16 protein-coding genes are annotated in these 15,351 nt (G+C 68.6%); 9 read left to right on the top strand and 7 right to left on the bottom strand.

All coding sequences use genetic code 11. The annotated features are described in order from the left end of the window. Nucleotides 1-9: 9 nt before the first annotated feature. From gnd to dnaA, 3 genes are all read right to left on the bottom strand, one after another. Nucleotides 10-888, bottom strand: a complete 879-nt coding sequence (gene gnd, locus ACIBNE_RS12605; protein WP_399271511.1) for a phosphogluconate dehydrogenase (NAD(+)-dependent, decarboxylating) — start codon at nucleotides 886-888, stop codon at nucleotides 10-12. Between the two features lie 77 nt (nucleotides 889-965). Next, nucleotides 966-2,096: a DNA polymerase III subunit beta gene (gene dnaN / locus ACIBNE_RS12600; RefSeq protein WP_399271510.1), complete on the bottom strand. Its 1,131-nt coding sequence runs from the start codon at nucleotides 2,094-2,096 to the stop codon at nucleotides 966-968. A gap of 1,028 nt (nucleotides 2,097-3,124) precedes the next feature. Further along, nucleotides 3,125-4,978, bottom strand: a complete 1,854-nt coding sequence (gene dnaA, locus ACIBNE_RS12595; protein WP_399271509.1) for a chromosomal replication initiator protein DnaA — start codon at nucleotides 4,976-4,978, stop codon at nucleotides 3,125-3,127. Between the two features lie 372 nt (nucleotides 4,979-5,350). Between dnaA and rpmH the strand changes: the two genes are divergently transcribed. From rpmH to ACIBNE_RS12550, 9 genes are all read left to right on the top strand, one after another. Further along, the gene (rpmH, locus tag ACIBNE_RS12590) at nucleotides 5,351-5,488 is read left to right on the top strand and encodes a 50S ribosomal protein L34 (protein WP_182853871.1); all 138 of its coding nucleotides are present in this window, start codon (nucleotides 5,351-5,353) and stop codon (nucleotides 5,486-5,488) included. Nucleotides 5,489-5,506: 18 nt separating this feature from the next. Continuing rightward, entirely contained in the window at nucleotides 5,507-5,878 is a 372-nt protein-coding gene (gene rnpA, locus ACIBNE_RS12585; protein WP_399271508.1) for a ribonuclease P protein component, read from the top strand. Continuing rightward, nucleotides 5,875-6,234, top strand: a complete 360-nt coding sequence (gene yidD / locus ACIBNE_RS12580) for a membrane protein insertion efficiency factor YidD (protein ID WP_399271507.1) — start codon at nucleotides 5,875-5,877, stop codon at nucleotides 6,232-6,234. Before rnpA ends, yidD begins: the two co-directional genes overlap by 4 nt. Nucleotides 6,235-6,237: 3 nt before the next feature. Continuing rightward, on the top strand, nucleotides 6,238-7,482 hold the full coding sequence (gene yidC, locus ACIBNE_RS12575) for a membrane protein insertase YidC (RefSeq protein ID WP_399271506.1): 1,245 nt from the start codon (nucleotides 6,238-6,240) through the stop codon (nucleotides 7,480-7,482). Between the two features lie 15 nt (nucleotides 7,483-7,497). Beyond that, on the top strand, nucleotides 7,498-8,010 hold the full coding sequence (locus ACIBNE_RS12570) for a protein jag (RefSeq protein ID WP_399271505.1): 513 nt from the start codon (nucleotides 7,498-7,500) through the stop codon (nucleotides 8,008-8,010). Nucleotides 8,011-8,119: 109 nt separating this feature from the next. Beyond that, a complete protein-coding gene (gene rsmG / locus ACIBNE_RS12565) occupies nucleotides 8,120-8,836 on the top strand; it encodes a 16S rRNA (guanine(527)-N(7))-methyltransferase RsmG (protein ID WP_399271504.1) in 717 nt (238 codons plus the stop codon). Between the two features lie 211 nt (nucleotides 8,837-9,047). Then, nucleotides 9,048-10,124 (top strand): ParA family protein, encoded by a 1,077-nt coding sequence (locus tag ACIBNE_RS12560; protein ID WP_399271503.1) that lies wholly within the window; start codon nucleotides 9,048-9,050, stop codon nucleotides 10,122-10,124. Beyond that, nucleotides 10,121-11,209, top strand: coding sequence for a ParB/RepB/Spo0J family partition protein (locus ACIBNE_RS12555; RefSeq protein ID WP_399271502.1), 1,089 nt, complete (start codon nucleotides 10,121-10,123; stop codon nucleotides 11,207-11,209). The genes ACIBNE_RS12560 and ACIBNE_RS12555 overlap by 4 nt, the downstream gene beginning before the upstream one ends. Before the next feature lie 317 nt (nucleotides 11,210-11,526). Beyond that, nucleotides 11,527-12,144 carry a GNAT family N-acetyltransferase gene (locus ACIBNE_RS12550; RefSeq protein WP_399271501.1) on the top strand — a complete coding sequence of 206 codons (618 nt, stop codon included), beginning with the start codon at nucleotides 11,527-11,529 and terminating at the stop codon, nucleotides 12,142-12,144. Nucleotides 12,145-12,219: 75 nt separating this feature from the next. Here ACIBNE_RS12550 and trxA read toward each other — a convergent pair whose 3' ends face one another. The 4 genes from trxA to sigM form a co-directional block, all read right to left on the bottom strand. Then, nucleotides 12,220-12,567 carry a thioredoxin gene (gene trxA, locus ACIBNE_RS12545; RefSeq protein WP_399271500.1) on the bottom strand — a complete coding sequence of 116 codons (348 nt, stop codon included), beginning with the start codon at nucleotides 12,565-12,567 and terminating at the stop codon, nucleotides 12,220-12,222. Nucleotides 12,568-12,612: 45 nt separating this feature from the next. Continuing rightward, nucleotides 12,613-13,572, bottom strand: a complete 960-nt coding sequence (trxB, locus tag ACIBNE_RS12540; RefSeq protein WP_399271499.1) for a thioredoxin-disulfide reductase — start codon at nucleotides 13,570-13,572, stop codon at nucleotides 12,613-12,615. Nucleotides 13,573-13,697: 125 nt separating this feature from the next. After that, nucleotides 13,698-14,645: a hypothetical protein gene (locus ACIBNE_RS12535; protein WP_399271498.1), complete on the bottom strand. Its 948-nt coding sequence runs from the start codon at nucleotides 14,643-14,645 to the stop codon at nucleotides 13,698-13,700. Next, nucleotides 14,642-15,346, bottom strand: a complete 705-nt coding sequence (gene sigM, locus ACIBNE_RS12530; RefSeq protein ID WP_399271497.1) for an RNA polymerase sigma factor SigM — start codon at nucleotides 15,344-15,346, stop codon at nucleotides 14,642-14,644. Before sigM ends, ACIBNE_RS12535 begins: the two co-directional genes overlap by 4 nt. Nucleotides 15,347-15,351: the final 5 nt, after the last annotated feature.

The raw sequence follows: 15,351 nt of genomic DNA, 5'->3' as shown, positions 1-15,351 counted from the left end.
GTGCGCCGGTTACTTCTTGCTCTCGACCGCGTGGCCGCCGAACTGGTTGCGCAGGGCCGCGATCATCTTCATCTGGGGCGAGTCGTCCTGGCGCGAGGCGAAGCGCGCGAAGAGCGACGCGGTGATGGCGGGCAGCGGCACGGCGTTGTCGATGGCGGCCTCGACGGTCCACCGGCCCTCGCCGGAGTCCTGTGCGTAGCCGCGCAGCTGGTCCAGGTGCTCGTCGTCGTCCAGCGCGTTGACCGCGAGGTCGAGCAGCCAGGAGCGGATGACCGTGCCCTCCTGCCAGGAGCGGAAGACCTCGCGGACGTTCTCCACGGAGTCGACCTTCTCCAGCAGCTCCCAGCCCTCGGCGTACGCCTGCATCATGGCGTACTCGATGCCGTTGTGGACCATCTTCGCGAAGTGGCCCGCGCCGACCTTGCCCGCGTGCACCGAGCCGAACTCGCCCTCGGGCTTGAGGGCGTCGAAGATCGGCTGCACCTTGGCGACGTTCTCGGCGTCGCCGCCGTACATCAGCGCGTAGCCGTTCTCCAGGCCCCACACGCCGCCGGAGACGCCGCAGTCGACGAAGCCGATGCCCTTGGCCTTCAGCTCCTCGGCGTGCTTCTCGTCGTCCGTCCAGCGCGAGTTGCCGCCGTCCACGACGACGTCGCCGGGCTGCAGCAGCTCCGCGAGCTCGTCGATGGTGGACTGCGTCGCGGCGCCGGCGGGGACCATCACCCACACGACGCGGGGGCCCTGGAGGCCGTCCACAAGCTCCTTGAGGCTGTGGACGTCCGCGAGGTCGGGGTTGCGGTCGTATCCGATGACGGTGTGGCCTGCGCGGCGGATGCGCTCGCGCATGTTGCCGCCCATCTTGCCGAGGCCGACGAGACCGAGCTCCATCACATGTTCCTTTGGCGTTGAGGCGTTTCGTACCCGCGTCCGAGCCTACGCCGGGACGCGGGCACTCACCTGCGGGGTCAGCCGCTCAGACGCACCGGCATGATCAGGTACTTGTACGCGTCGTCCGCCTCGGCGTCCATCGCAGCACGGCCGCTGAGCAGCGCGGGCTTGGTGGACGTCGTGAAGGACAGCTGCGCGACCGGGGAGTCGATGGCGCTCAGGCCGTCGAGCAGGAAGGTCGGGTTGAAGGCGATGGAGATGTCGTCGCCGTCGAGCTGGGCGTCGACCCTTTCCACAGCCTGTGCGTCGTCGCTGGAGCCGGCCTCCAGGATCAGCACGCCCTGCTCGAAGCTGAGGCGCACCGGGGTGTTGCGCTCGGCGACGAGCGAGACGCGCTTGACGGCCTCGACGAACGGGGCGGTCTCGATGACCGCGACCGAGTTGAACTCGGTGGGGAACAGCGTGCGGTACTTCGGCAGGTCGCCTTCGAGCAGCCGGGTCGTGGTGCGGCGGCCCGCGCCCTCGAAGCCGATCAGGCCCTCACCGGCGCCGGAGCCCGACAGCGCGAGCGTGACCGTGTCACCGCTGGTCAGGGCCTTGGCGGTGTCCAGGAGCGTCTTGGCGGGCACCAGGGCGACCGCGGAGGCGTCCGGGTTCTCCGGCTTCCACAGGAACTCGCGGACCGCGAAGCGGTAGCGGTCGGTGGAGGCCAGGGTGACCGTCTCGCCCTCGATCTCGATGCGCACACCGGTGAGGACGGGCAGCGTGTCGTCGCGGCCGGCGGCGATGGCGACCTGGGCGGCCGCGGACGCGAAGACCTCGCCGGGGACGGTGCCCGTGGCGGTCGGCATCTCGGGCAGCGCCGGGTACTCCTCCACAGGAAGGGTGTGGAGTGTGAATCGCGAGGAGCCGCAGACGACCGTCGCCCGTACACCGTCTGTGGAGATCTCCACCGGGCGGTTGGGGAGGGCGCGGCAGATGTCGGCGAGCAGGCGGCCGGAGACCAGGACCGTGCCGTCCTCGTCGATCTCGGCGTCCACCGAGACCTTCGCGGAGACCTCGTAGTCGAAGCTGGAGAAGCTGAGGGCGCCGTCCTCCGCCTTCAGGAGAAGGCCCGCGAGCACGGGCGCCGGCGGACGGGCCGGGAGGCTTCGGGCCACCCAGGCCACTGCCTCCGCGAGTACATCGCGCTCCACCCGGATCTTCACCGGAACCGCCTCCTGCTGTTGCTCGCTCGCCCTGCTGGCCTTCGTCGTCGGCTGTGACGCCGGAGACCAGTCTGACGTACGGCACTGACAGTCGCTGCGGCTCGGGGTCAAGTCGCGACAAGTGGCGTCGGGAGGTCCGGCGCCGAGTTGTGCACAGCCCCGTCTTCCAAACGAAATCCGAGCTAACTCTAAGTGGGAGTAGTAGTAGGGCCTGTGGAAACCGTGGATAACCCCGTCTACGCAGGTCAGCGCCTGTTTTTTGTCCACCGCGCCTGTGGGTGGAGCCGGTGGATAACCCCGGTCTTCTGTGGACGCGGGAAAGTTCTGCACACCCGATGCACAGGTAGCCCCTACTTCTCCCCAGCGCTGTCCCCAGCTTTACCCACGTTCCCCACAGCCCAACCGACCTCATTGGTGTGACGCCTTTCACTCGGGCCGGTGAGGCCGGGTGTCGGGTTGCCGAACAGTGGACAGGGGTGTGGGGAAGCTGTGGGCAACCTCCCCCAGCCTGTGGACCGCCCGTGGACAACCTCGATCCACACCTGTGGATGAAGTTTTTATCCACAGTCTGTGGAACGCGGTTGACCACAAATCCACAACCACCTGACCTGGTGTGATGAACTTTCAGCAGTCGCCCCTGTGGATGCCGTCTGGACAACTTCGCAGTCCCCAGCCTGTGGACGGAGGATTCCGCACAGATCTGTGGAGAACTGCCGCTGACCAGCCGGTATTCGAACAGCCGTCATGTGCGGGACGCCCCGCGGACGGCTGCCGGACGCCCGTCGGAGAGGTTTGAAGAGCGGTTCCGGGGTGGTCCTGGGGCGGTTTCGGAGCGCCTGTGGACGCGCGCAGGAGCCGTCCTGACGAAGCGCGGGCGTGCCGCCGGCAGGCCCCGGACGGGGTCCTCGGCGGGTCCTCGACGGGGTCTCGACGGGTCCGTGACAGGGTCTCGACGGGCTCGGGAACGCGAAAAGGCGCCCGGGGAGCGTTGTCCCCGAGCGCCTTCCAGAGGGCCGTACGAAGCGGTCTCAGCCGTTCTTGATGCGGTTGGTCAGCTCCGTGACCTGGTTGTAGATGGAGCGCCGCTCGGCCATCAGCGCGCGGATCTTGCGGTCCGCGTGCATCACCGTCGTGTGGTCGCGGCCGCCGAACTGCGCGCCGATCTTCGGCAGCGAGAGGTCGGTGAGCTCGCGGCAGAGGTACATGGCGATCTGCCGGGCCGTCACCAGCACCCGGCTGCGCGACGATCCGCACAGGTCCTCGACCGTCAGCCCGAAGTAGTCCGCGGTCGACGCCATGATGGCGCTCGCCGTGATCTCGGGGGCCGAGTCCTCGCCGCCGGGGATCAGGTCCTTGAGGACGATCTCCGTGAGCCCCAGGTCGACCGGCTGGCGGTTGAGCGAGGCGAACGCCGTGACGCGGATCAGCGCGCCCTCCAGCTCGCGGATGTTGCGCGAGATGCGGGACGCGATGAACTCCAGCACCTCCGGCGGGGCGTTCAGCTGCTCCTGCACCGCCTTCTTGCGGAGGATCGCGATGCGCGTCTCCAGCTCGGGCGGCTGCACGTCGGTGGTCAGGCCCCACTCGAAGCGGTTGCGGAGCCGGTCCTCCAGCGTCATCAGCTGCTTGGGCGGGCGGTCCGAGGACAGCACGATCTGCTTGTTGGCGTTGTGCAGCGTGTTGAAGGTGTGGAAGAACTCCTCCTGCGTCGACTCCTTGCTCGCGAGGAACTGGATGTCGTCGACCAGCAGGATGTCCACGTCGCGGTAGCGCTTGCGGAACGTGTCGCCCTTGCCGTCGCGGATGGAGTTGATGAACTCGTTGGTGAATTCCTCGGAGCTCACGTAGCGGACCCGGGTGCCCGGGTAGAGGCTGCGCGCGTAGTGGCCGATCGCGTGGAGCAGGTGCGTCTTGCCGAGCCCCGACTCGCCGTAGATGAAGAGCGGGTTGTACGCCTTCGCGGGCGCCTCCGCCACGGCCACGGCGGCCGCGTGCGCGAACCGGTTCGACGAACCGATGACGAACGTGTCGAAGAGGTACTTCGGGTTCAGCCTGGCGTGCGGCTCACCGGGGCCGGGCGGCTGCGAGGGCTGGGCGCCGAGCGGCCCCGTACCGCTGCCGTGGCCGCTGCCGGGACCGCCGCGGTGCGGCTGCTGGGGCTCGGGAAGGTCGCGGCGCTCCGGGCGCTCGGGGCGGTGGGACTCATAGGACTGCTGGGGCTGCTGCCGCTCGGGCGGCTGCGGCCGGTAGTCGTGCTGCGGCTGCTGGGGGTGGGCCTGGCCGTAGGGCTCGCGCCACTGGTCCGCCGGCGCCTCGCGCTCCTGGAAGCCGCCGAGCCGGGGCTGCTGCCAGGAGGAGATGTCCTCGGACGTGCGCGGCCAGGCGCCGGGCTCCGGGCGCTGCTGCTGGTAGTCCGGGTAGGCGGGGCGGGCGGTCGGCAGCCCGTCGTCGGCGGGCCGGTGCCCGTAGCCGTCGTAGCCCTCGCCCTGCTGGGGGCGCTCGTCGTGCTGCGGGCCCTGGTAGCGGGGCTGCTGCGGGTGCTGGGGCTGGGAGTGCTGCGGCGGGGCCGCGGACGGACCGGCCGGGCCCGACGGCGCGGGGGACTCGCCGACCGAGTCGTCGACGGTGATCGCGATCCGGATCGGACGGCCGCACTCGCGGCTCAGCGTCTCGCTGATGAGCGGCGCGAGCCTGCCCTCCAGGACGCGCTTGCCCCATTCGTTGGGGACGGCGAGCAGCGCCGTGTCGGCGACCAGGGCGAGCGGCTGGCACCGCTCGATCCACTGCTTGTCCTTCGCTTCGATGCCCTGCTGGCCGTCTCCGAGGAGCTGTTCCAGCACTTGCGGCCACACTGCGGCAAGATCGGCAGGTACGTCAGCCACAGGGCACGCTCTCTCACGAGTCCCACGAAGGTGTGGTTCTTGGGACGGGACGGGACGGACAGGCAAGGACACAAGGGAAGAGAATCCGAGTTCAGACACGGTAGTCGTGGCGCCTTGCGTGCTTCAAGTTTTTGTCCACAGGCTGTGCACAGTGGGCCCCCGAGCGCCCCCGGTTTGACCGGATGGCGTAGCCGCGCGTACCGTAACCAGGTCGAGTTGTCGATGGCTGCTGCCGCCTGCCTCCGATGGGCAACGATCACGATCAGTGATCACGAAGCGGTGCACTCGGGCGTATACGCGAGCTACTCGTGGGCGCACGGTGACAGCCAGGCGATGCACCCGCCATCAACGATTTACTTCTGGAGCCCCCGAGTGAGCAAGCGCACCTTCCAGCCGAACAACCGTCGTCGCGCGAAGACCCACGGCTTCCGCCTGCGCATGCGGACCCGTGCCGGCCGCGCCATCCTGGCGAACCGCCGTTCCAAGGGTCGCGCCCGCCTGTCCGCCTGATCTCGTACAGGTCATGACGTGCTGCCTTCCGAGAATCGGCTGAGGCGGCGCGAGGACTTCGCGACCGCGGTACGACGAGGACGCCGGGCTGGCCGCCCGCTTCTGGTCGTCCATCTGCGCAGTGGTTCAACGGACCCGCACGTGTCGGGGGAGCAGACTCCCCCGACACGTGCGGGTTTCGTCGTGAGCAAGGCAGTGGGCGGCGCCGTAATCCGTAACCAGGTGAAGCGAAGACTGCGTCACCTGATGCGCGAACGTGTCACGCAGCTGCCCCCCGGTAGCCTGGTGGTCGTACGGGCACTGCCCGGTGCGGGCGATGCCGACCAAGCACAGCTGACCCAAGACCTGGATGCCGCCCTTGAGCGGCTACTGGGAAGGGGTGCGCGGTGAAGTACCCACTGCTGGCTCTCATCAAGCTGTACCAGTGGACGATCAGCCCTCTCCTGGGGCCCGTCTGCCGGTACTACCCGTCGTGCTCCCACTATGGATACACGTCCATCGACCGGCATGGCGCGCTGAAGGGGACGGCCCTGACCGCCTGGCGCATTCTGCGGTGCAATCCGTGGTCGCCCGGCGGTGTGGATCACGTTCCGCCCCGCAAGCGGCCGCGCTGGCACGAATCGCTGCGCAATGCGGTGCGCGGTGACAAGGGCGGGCAGTCCGCCGCCGGCGTGCAGCCCCCAGGGGCCGCATCCGGACCCCCGAGCCCGGCCGCAGAGACCTCGCCCAATGCTCAAGGAGCCTGATTAGTGGACACGATTGCCAGTCTGTTCAGCTTCATCACCTGGCCTGTTTCCTGGGTCATCGTCCAGTTCCACAAGCTGTACGGAGCGATCTTCGGTCCTGACACGGGCTGGGCCTGGGGCCTGTCCATCGTGTCCCTGGTGATCGTGATCCGCGTCTGCCTGATCCCGCTCTTCGTGAAGCAGATCAAGTCGACCCGGAACATGCAGGTGCTCCAGCCGAAGATGAAGGCGATCCAGGAGCGCTACAAGAACGACAAGCAGCGTCAGTCCGAAGAGATGATGAAGCTGTACAAGGAGACGGGCACCAACCCGCTCTCCTCGTGCCTTCCCATCCTGGCGCAGTCGCCGTTCTTCTTCGCCCTGTACCACGTGCTGTCCAACATCGCGTCGGGCAAGGAGATCGGCGCGATGAACCAGGCGCTGGTCGACAGTGCCCGGCAGGCCCACATCTTCGGCGCCCCGATCGCGGCGAAGTTCATGGACAGCCCGGACAAGGTCGCCGCGCTCGACGCCTCGCTGAACTCCGTCCGCATCGTCACCGCGATCATGATCGTGATGATGTCGGCGTCGCAGTTCTTCACGCAGCGCCAGCTGATGACCAAGAACGTCGACCTCACGGTCAAGACGCCGTACATGCAGCAGCAGAAGATGCTGATGTACATCTTCCCGGTCATCTTCGCCGTCATGGGCATCAACTTCCCCGTCGGCGTCCTCGTCTACTGGCTGACCACCAACGTGTGGACCCTGGGCCAGCAGATGTACGTGATCAACCAGAACCCGACCCCGGGCAGCAAGGCGCAGGAGCAGTACCTGACCCGCCTGCTGAAGAGCGTCACGACGCACGGCGAGGTCCGCGGACGCACCCGGCGCGGTGCGGTGAAGCGGCTCGTGGAGAAGGGCTCCAACCGCAACGAGATCGAGCGGAAGTTCATCACGGGCCTGGCGAAGGCCGGTCTGGCCGCCGAGGCCGACGGCTCCGTGGTGAAGAGCGACGTTCCCGCGGCCGAGGCGGACGGCACCGCCGCCAAGCGTCAGCAGCCCAAGCGCCAGACCAAGGCGAAGCGCCAGACCGCCAGTACGCCGGGTCCGGCCAAGGCCGTGACCGCCAAGACCTCGCTGGAGAAGTCGGCCGAGGCGCAGGACGCCGAGCCCGCGTCGGGTGGCAAGTCCGCCTCCGGTTCCGCACGTCAGGCCAAGTCCGGGCAGCGCAAGGGTCCGCAGCGGCCCAAGCACCCGACCAAGAAGTAAGAAGGAGTCCATCCCGTGACGGAAGGCACCACCCCCTCCGCGCCCGAGGGCGCCGACACCCTGACCCGCCTTGAGCAGGAAGGGGAGATCGCGGCCGATTACCTGGAGGGTCTGCTCGACATCGCCGACCTCGACGGCGACATCGACATGGACGTCGAGGCGGACCGTGCCGCCGTCTCGATCATCAGCGACTCGGGCGGCCGCGACCTCCAGAAGCTGGTGGGCCGCGACGGTGAGGTGCTGGAGGCGCTCCAGGAGCTCACCCGGCTCGCCGTGCACCGCGAGACCGGTGACCGCAGTCGGCTGATGCTGGACATCGCGGGCTTCCGGGCCAAGAAGCGCACCGAGCTCGCGGAGCTCGGCGCCAAGGCCGCGGACGAGGTGAAGAACTCCGGTGAGCCGGTGAAGCTGGACCCGATGACGCCCTTCGAGCGCAAGGTCGTCCACGACGCGGTCGCGGCGGCGGGTCTCCGCAGCGAGTCCGAGGGCGAGGAGCCGCAGCGCTTCGTCGTCGTGCTCCCGGCCTGACCGGACCATTGCCACTCGGCCCCGTCTGTTCGCAGGCGGGGCCGATCTTTGTCAGCCTGATAGTCAGCAACCACAGTTTTGGTAGCGCGGTACGGAAGGACGGTTCCCGGTGACGGAAGCAGCGGAGCTCCCGCAGGCGCCGGAAGAGGCGCGGGCGGTATTCGGCGAGTACTTCCCCGATGCCGTCCGGTACGCGGAGCTGCTCGCGGACGCGGGAGTCAAGCGAGGGCTGATCGGCCCGCGTGAGGTCCCCAGGCTGTGGGAGCGGCACCTGCTGAACTGCGCGGTGCTCTCGGAGGTGGTGCCCGAGGGCGTCACCGTGTGCGATGTCGGTTCGGGCGCCGGTCTGCCCGGCATCCCGCTGGCGCTGGTGCGCCGCGACCTCAAGATCACGCTCCTTGAGCCCCTGCTGCGGCGCACGAACTTCCTCCAGGAGGTCGTCGAGCTGCTCGGCCTCGACCACGTGACTGTGCTGCGGGGCCGTGCCGAGGAAGTGCTCAGCACCTTCCAGCCCGTCCACGTCGTGACGGCGCGCGCGGTGGCGCCGCTGGACCGCCTCGCGGGCTGGGGCGTTCCGCTGCTGCGGCCCTACGGAGAGATGCTGGCGCTCAAGGGCGACACCGCCGAGGAGGAGATCAAGAGCGCGCGTGCCGCTCTGATCAAGCTCGGTGCGGTGTCCTCCGAGGTGCTGCACGTGGGTGAGGGCGTCGTCGATCCGCTCACCACCGTGGTGCGGGTCGAGGTCGGGGAGAGCCCCGGCGGTGTCAGGTTCGCCGCGAAGCGCGCCAAGGCAGCGAGGAGCGGGCGCACCCGGCGTCGCCGCTGACGCTTCCTTCGGAGTGTCGTAGCGCTCCTGCCGTGCATGCGCGGGCATCGTGTTTCACGTGAAACATCGCTCTCTGCTGCATGGGATCATCAGTCGCGGTCGTGCGGCTGCCTTGCCCCGCGGACTGAGGTCCACAAGGGCTACGGAGTTGTCCACAGACGTGGATTCATCCACAGAAGAGCGGGCCTCGCTGGTTCACGACCCCGAAAGCATGGCAGGCTCTGAGCATTCCGAGCCTGAAGTCGAGGAGAGTGAATCCTTGCGGTCCGACGCCAACATCGCGGGACCGATGACCGATCCGGTCCCCGGTCCCCGTACCGAGTCGGCGGCAGCGGATGTTTCACGTGAAACATCGCCGTCGATGGACGACACCCCCATCGGCCGTGCGGCCCAGCTGGCGGTCGAGGCACTCGGCCGCGCCGGTGAGGGTCTGCCCCGACCGGCCCAGACCAGGATCATGGTCGTCGCCAACCAGAAGGGCGGCGTAGGGAAGACCACGACGACGGTCAACCTGGCCGCCTCGCTCGCTCTCCACGGCGCACGGGTCCTGGTGATCGACCTCGACCCGCAGGGCAACGCCTCCACAGCACTGGGGATCGACCACCACGCCGAGGTCCCTTCCATCTACGACGTCCTGGTGGAGAGCCGTCCGCTCTCCGAGGTGGTGCAGCCGGTCTCCGACGTCGAAGGCCTCTTCTGTGCCCCCGCCACCATCGATCTCGCCGGTGCGGAGATCGAGCTGGTGTCGCTGGTGGCACGGGAGAGCCGACTGCAGCGCGCCATCCAGGCGTACGAGCAGCCGCTGGACTACATCCTGATCGACTGCCCGCCGTCGCTCGGTCTGCTGACCGTCAACGCACTGGTGGCCGGGGCCGAGGTGCTGATCCCCATCCAGTGCGAGTACTACGCGCTGGAAGGGCTCGGTCAGCTGCTGCGCAACGTCGATCTGGTGCGCGGCCATCTGAACCCGACGCTCCACGTCTCGACGATCCTGCTCACCATGTACGACGGCAGGACGCGACTCGCCTCGCAGGTCGCGGACGAAGTGCGGAGCCACTTCGGCAAGGAAGTGCTGCGGACCAACATTCCGCGGTCGGTGCGCATCTCGGAGGCACCGAGCTACGGACAGACGGTGCTGACCTACGACCCGGGTTCCAGCGGCGCGCTCTCCTATCTCGAAGCCGCGCGTGAGATCGCGCTGCGGGGGGTCGGGATCCACTACGACCCGGCGCAGGCCCATGCGGGCGCACAGGACAACCAGCAGATCATGTCGGAGGGGATTCAGTGAGTGAGCGTCGTAGGGGACTGGGGCGTGGGCTCGGTGCGCTGATCCCCGCCGCCCCCCAGGAGAAGGCCGGCCCGTCGATCGGTTCGGGTGCGATGTCGTCGGGTGCCGTACCGGTGCTCACGACGGACCGTGGAGTGGCGGCGGCGAAGCTGACCACGCTGCCCTCGCCTCCGGTGGAGCCGGAGCCGGTCGCGCCCGAGCCGGAGGACGAGCCCGCCCTGGTGGCGGGCGCGTACTTCGCCGAGTTGCCGCTGGACTCCATCACGCCCAACCCGCGTCAGCCCCGAGAGGTGTTCGACGAGGACGCCCTCGACGAACTGATCACCTCCATCAAGGAGGTCGGGCTCCTCCAGCCCGTCGTCGTACGTCAGGTGGCGTCCGAGCGCTATGAGCTCATCATGGGCGAGCGGCGCTGGAGGGCCTGCCGCGAGGCCGGCCTTGAGCGCATCCCCGCCATCGTGCGGGACACCGACGACGAGAAGCTGCTGCTGGACGCGCTCCTGGAGAACCTGCACCGGGCCCAGCTGAACCCGCTGGAAGAGGCGGCCGCCTACGACCAGCTGCTCAAGGACTTCAACTGCACGCACGACCAGCTGGCGGACCGGATCGGGCGCTCGCGTCCGCAGGTCTCCAACACGCTGCGCCTGCTGCGGCTCTCTCCCGCGGTACAGAACAGGGTGGCCGCCGGGGTGCTGTCGGCGGGGCACGCCAGGGCGCTGCTCTCGATCGACGACTCCGAGGAGCAGGACCGGCTCGCCTACCGCATCGTGGCCGAGGGGCTCTCGGTGCGGGCGGTCGAAGAGATCGTGACCCTGATGGGCACCCGCCCCAAGAGCTCGACCAAGTCGAAGGGCCCGCGTGCCGGTGCCCTGGTCTCGCCCGCGCTCAGTGATCTGGCCGCTCGGCTCTCCGACCGCTTCGAAACCCGGGTGAAGGTCGACCTGGGGCAGAAGAAGGGCAAGATCGTCGTCGAGTTCGCCTCGGTGGAGGACCTGGACCGCATCCTCAGCAGCCTCGCTCCCGGCGAGGGCAAGCTGATGGAGAAGGTCCTCAAGGACGAGGAGACGGAGGACGGCGAGGACTGAGCCGTCCCCGGTCCACGAGGGCGGGCCATGTTCCGGTACTGACCGGAACATGGCCCGCCCTTTCCCGTCTCTCGGTATCCGTCCGATCGCCCGGTGGATACGATGCGTTCTGGTACGGCGCTTCCACCCTGGTCCATCTCACTCGGAGGGCTCAATGGGAGGGCAGAGACCATGCGATCGGTGAGCCGCAACCAACTGCTGACAGCGGGCCTGGGGCTTGGAGCCGTGGGCGGGTTCATCGGCAGCCTGCTCAGGGAGCGGAGCGCGCTGTCGGCCGCGCTCGGTGCGGCAGGCGAGGGAAGTGAGGAACACCCTTCATGGGGCGTCGGCTCGTACCGCTCACGCTGGACAACCTTCCGGACCTTCCCAAACGCTGCCGTTCGTGTGTCTTCTGGGAACTCGACCCGGTCAGCGGAGAGGCCGCGGTAACGGCCGGCACGTCCGACCTGGAGAAGGAGGCGTGGATCTCCGCCGTTCTCCTGGACTGGGGATCCTGCGGCCGGGTCGTCTACGTCGATGAGGTGCCGGTGGGCTTCGTGCTCTACGCGCCCCCGGCGTACGTACCGCGCTCCACGGCCTTCTCCACCAGTCCGGTCTCGTCGGACGCCGTGCAGCTGATGACGGCGTGGATCGCCCCCGGCTATCAGGGGCAGGGTCTGGGACGAGTGATCGTGCAGACGGTCGCCAAGGATCTGCTGCGGCGGGGCTTCAAGGCGATCGAGGCGTTCGGCGACACCCGCTGGAACGAGCCCGCCTGTGTGCTGCCCGCCGACCATCTGCTGGCGGTCGGCTTCAAGACCGTACGGCCGCATCCGCGTCATCCCCGGCTGAGACTGGAGCTGCGCACCACGCTCTCCTGGAAGGAAGACGTGGAGATGGCGCTCGACAGACTGCTGGGGGCGGTACAGAAGGAACCCGCGCTGCGACCGCTGTAGAGCGCGGTGGACAACGCGGTGGGCCCGACTCCCTCAGGAGTCGGGCCCACATGTTTCACGTGAAACAGCGTGGCGTCAGCCCTTGACGACCTCGTCGCCGATGAAGTCCTCAAGGTCGCGCACGATCGCGGCCTTCGGCTTCGCGCCCACGATCGTCTTGGCGACGTCGCCGTTCTGGTAGACGTTCAGCGTCGGGATGGACATGACGCCGTACTTCGCGGCGGTGGCCGGGTTCTCGTCGATGTTGAGCTTGACGATCTCGATCTTGTCGCCGTGCTCGGCCGCGATCGCCTCCAGGGAGGGGGCGATCTGGCGGCACGGACCGCACCAGGCGGCCCAGAAGTCCACCAGGACCGGCTTGTCGCTCTTGAGGACGGTCTCCTCGAAGTCTGCGTCAGTAACGTTCTTCAGGGTGCCAGCCATGGCAACCTCCTTGCTTTACGGGGGTGTGGGGAGGGGGTGTGTGGCTCAGACGGACGTGGCGGCCTTCTCGTCGTCCGTCAGCGCGGCGAGGAAGCGCTCGGCGTCGAGGGCGGCGGAGCAGCCGGTACCGGCAGCGGTGATGGCCTGTCGGTAGGTGTGGTCCACGACGTCACCGGCGGCGAACACACCGGTGAGGTTCGTTCGGGTCGTGGGGGCCTCGACCTTCACGTAGCCCTCGTCGTCCAGGTCGATCTGGCCCTTGAAGAGCTCGGTGCGCGGGTCGTGGCCCACGGCGATGAAGAGGCCGGTCACCGGGAGCGGGGAGGTCTCGCCGGTCTTGGTGTTGCGCAGCACCAGACCCGAGAGCTTCTGGTCGCCCTGGATCTCGGCGACCTCGCTGTCCCAGGCGAACTTGATCTTCGGGTCGGCGAAGGCACGCTCCTGCATCGTCTTGGAGGCGCGCAGGCTGTCGCGGCGGTGGACGATGGTCACGGACTTGGCGAACCGCGAGAGGAAGGTGGCCTCCTCCATCGCGGTGTCACCGCCACCGACCACGACGATGTCGTGGTCCTTGAAGAAGAACCCGTCGCAGGTGGCGCACCAGGAGACGCCGCGGCCGGACAGCGCGTCCTCGTTCGGCAGGCCGAGCTTGCGGTAGGACGAGCCGGTCGTGATGATCACGGCCTTGGCGCGGTGGACCGTGCCCGCGGTGTCCGTGACGGTCTTGATGTCCCCGGTCAGGTCGACGGAGACGATGTCGTCGGGGATCAGCTCGGCACCGAAACGCTCGGCCTGCGCGCGCATGTTGTCCATGAGGTCGGGACCCATGATGCCGTCGCGGAAGCCGGGGAAGTTCTCCACATCGGTGGTGTTCATCAGCGCACCGCCTGCGGTGACGGCACCCTCGAAGACCAGCGGCTTGAGCGCCGCGCGCGCGGTGTACAGCGCTGCGGTGTACCCGGCCGGCCCGGAGCCGATGATGATCACGTTACGGACGTCGCTCACGGGTTGATTCCTCGTCTCTGCAGACTGCCTACTGCCTACTGGGGTGGGTCCATCGACTCTCACCCCACCCAACGGATCCTACGGGGCGTGCATTCCCGAGAGGCCCGAGCAGCGTCGGCGGAGTGTCAGCGGCGGGGGTAGACCTGGCTGAGAAGGAGCTCTCCCTTGGCGGGCGGCGAGGCGTTCACACAGGAGGCGGCGACGACGTACGCCTGGACGCGTTCGGCATCGGAGGGATCGGGCAGGACGAGGAGATAGGCGTCGGAGCCCTCGAACCGTCCGTGCTCGGCCGCCAGTGGATCCGTCGTGCGCCCGGTTCCCTGCAGTACACACGCCGGAACGTCGGTCGTGTGGAAGGCGGTGCCGCCCTCTTCCTGGACGCCCGCGGTCGGCGATTCCGAATTCGCTGTGCCCATGGATGACGGCTTCCCGGACTTCGTGCCCGGTGCGCTCTCCTGGAGCTTCGGCTTCTGACCGAGCAGGGTCTGGACCTTGCTCTCGATCGCCACATTGGAGAAGAGCCGGTCTCCGGCCATTTTCGCGCCTTCCGCCGCCCTTCCTCCAGTGGCGTTGTCCGACTGTGAGTTCGATTGGAGGGCGAAGACGCCCACCCCGAGGACCACCGCGGCACCGAAGGCGGCTCCGAAGACGGCCGTGTGCCGACGCCGCCTCCGTTGGGCGTCGCGGCCCGGTCCTACAGCGGCCCGTGGGCGCCCGCTGGGCCGGGTCACGGCAGTGGGCTCCATGGTGCGGATCGGCGTTGTTTCACGTGAAACATGCGCGGCACTCTCGACGGACTCCGGCATCGTGGCGTCGAGCAGGGCCTCGGCGGCGAGAGCGGCGTCGATACGGCCTGCGATGTCGGCGGGCATGCGCTGTGGCCCCGGCAGGGTCCCGAGCAGGCCGCGGATCTCCTCAAGCGAGGTGTGCACATCGGCGCAGAGCTCGCAGCTCTCCAGGTGCCGTCGTACGTCGGCCGTGCGGGACTGCGGGAGGATCCCCTCGGTGAGGTCGGAGATCTCCGAGACGTCCGGGTGCTGTGCTGTGTCGGCCTCGTCGGTCGTGGATGTCACGTGCGCCCACCTCCGCCCTTCACAGCAGTCTGATCGTTCGGTCCCGGGTCTTCGGGACTCGGCTCCGGTGGGACGGATGTCCCCTGCGTCCGGTTCCTTCCCACGCCGACGTCACTGTTACCCCTGCTCTCGTCGCGCAGATGAGTGAGCATCGGGACCAGTCGGGCGCGACCCCGGGCACAGCGGCTCTTCACCGTCCCGACCGGCACGTCGAGGGCCTTGGCGGCCTCGGCCACGGGATACCCCTGCATGTCGACCAGGACGAGCGCCGCGCGCTGTTCGACGGGCAGGGTGGCGAGCGCGGCCAGGAGCTGGCGGTGGAGGTCCTGGCGTTCGGCGGGGGCCTCGGCGGACTCATGGGGTTCGAGCAGTTGCTCCAGCCGCTCGGTGTCGTCCACCGGGGCCGTCCTGCGGGAGGCGGCCTTGCGGGCCCGGTCGAGGCAGGCATTGACGGTGATGCGGTGCAGCCAGGTCGTGACGGCGGACTGGCCGCGGAAGGTGTGGGCCGCGCGGAAGGCGGAGACGAGCGCGTCCTGGACGGCGTCAGCGGCCTCCTCGCGGTCCCCCAGGGTGCGCAGGGCCACGGCCCACAGACGGTCGCGGTGACGCCGTACGAGCTCACCGAAGGCGTCCGGGTCGCCCGCGACGTGCCGCGCCAGGAGTTCCTGGTCGGCTATGCCGTCGAGTGCGGCGTCTTCCAACGGTG

Source organism: Streptomyces sp. NPDC050504 (assembly GCF_044458065.1).
In the GTDB taxonomy this organism is placed as follows: Bacteria; Actinomycetota; Actinomycetes; order Streptomycetales; family Streptomycetaceae; genus Streptomyces.
The sequence above is the reverse complement of the archived record's forward strand: the minus strand, read 5'-3'. Positions and strand labels throughout refer to the sequence as shown.

Bases quoted from the DNA above. Each gene is read 5' to 3' on its own strand.
- gnd (WP_399271511.1), bottom strand. From the start codon at position 888: ATGGAGCTCGGTCTCGTCGGCCTCGGCAAGATGGGCGGCAACATGCGC.
- ACIBNE_RS12560 (WP_399271503.1), top strand. From the start codon at position 9,048: ATGGCAGGCTCTGAGCATTCCGAGCCTGAAGTCGAGGAGAGTGAATCC.
- ACIBNE_RS12550 (WP_399271501.1), top strand. From the start codon at position 11,527: ATGGGGCGTCGGCTCGTACCGCTCACGCTGGACAACCTTCCGGACCTT.
- trxA (WP_399271500.1), bottom strand. From the start codon at position 12,567: ATGGCTGGCACCCTGAAGAACGTTACTGACGCAGACTTCGAGGAGACC.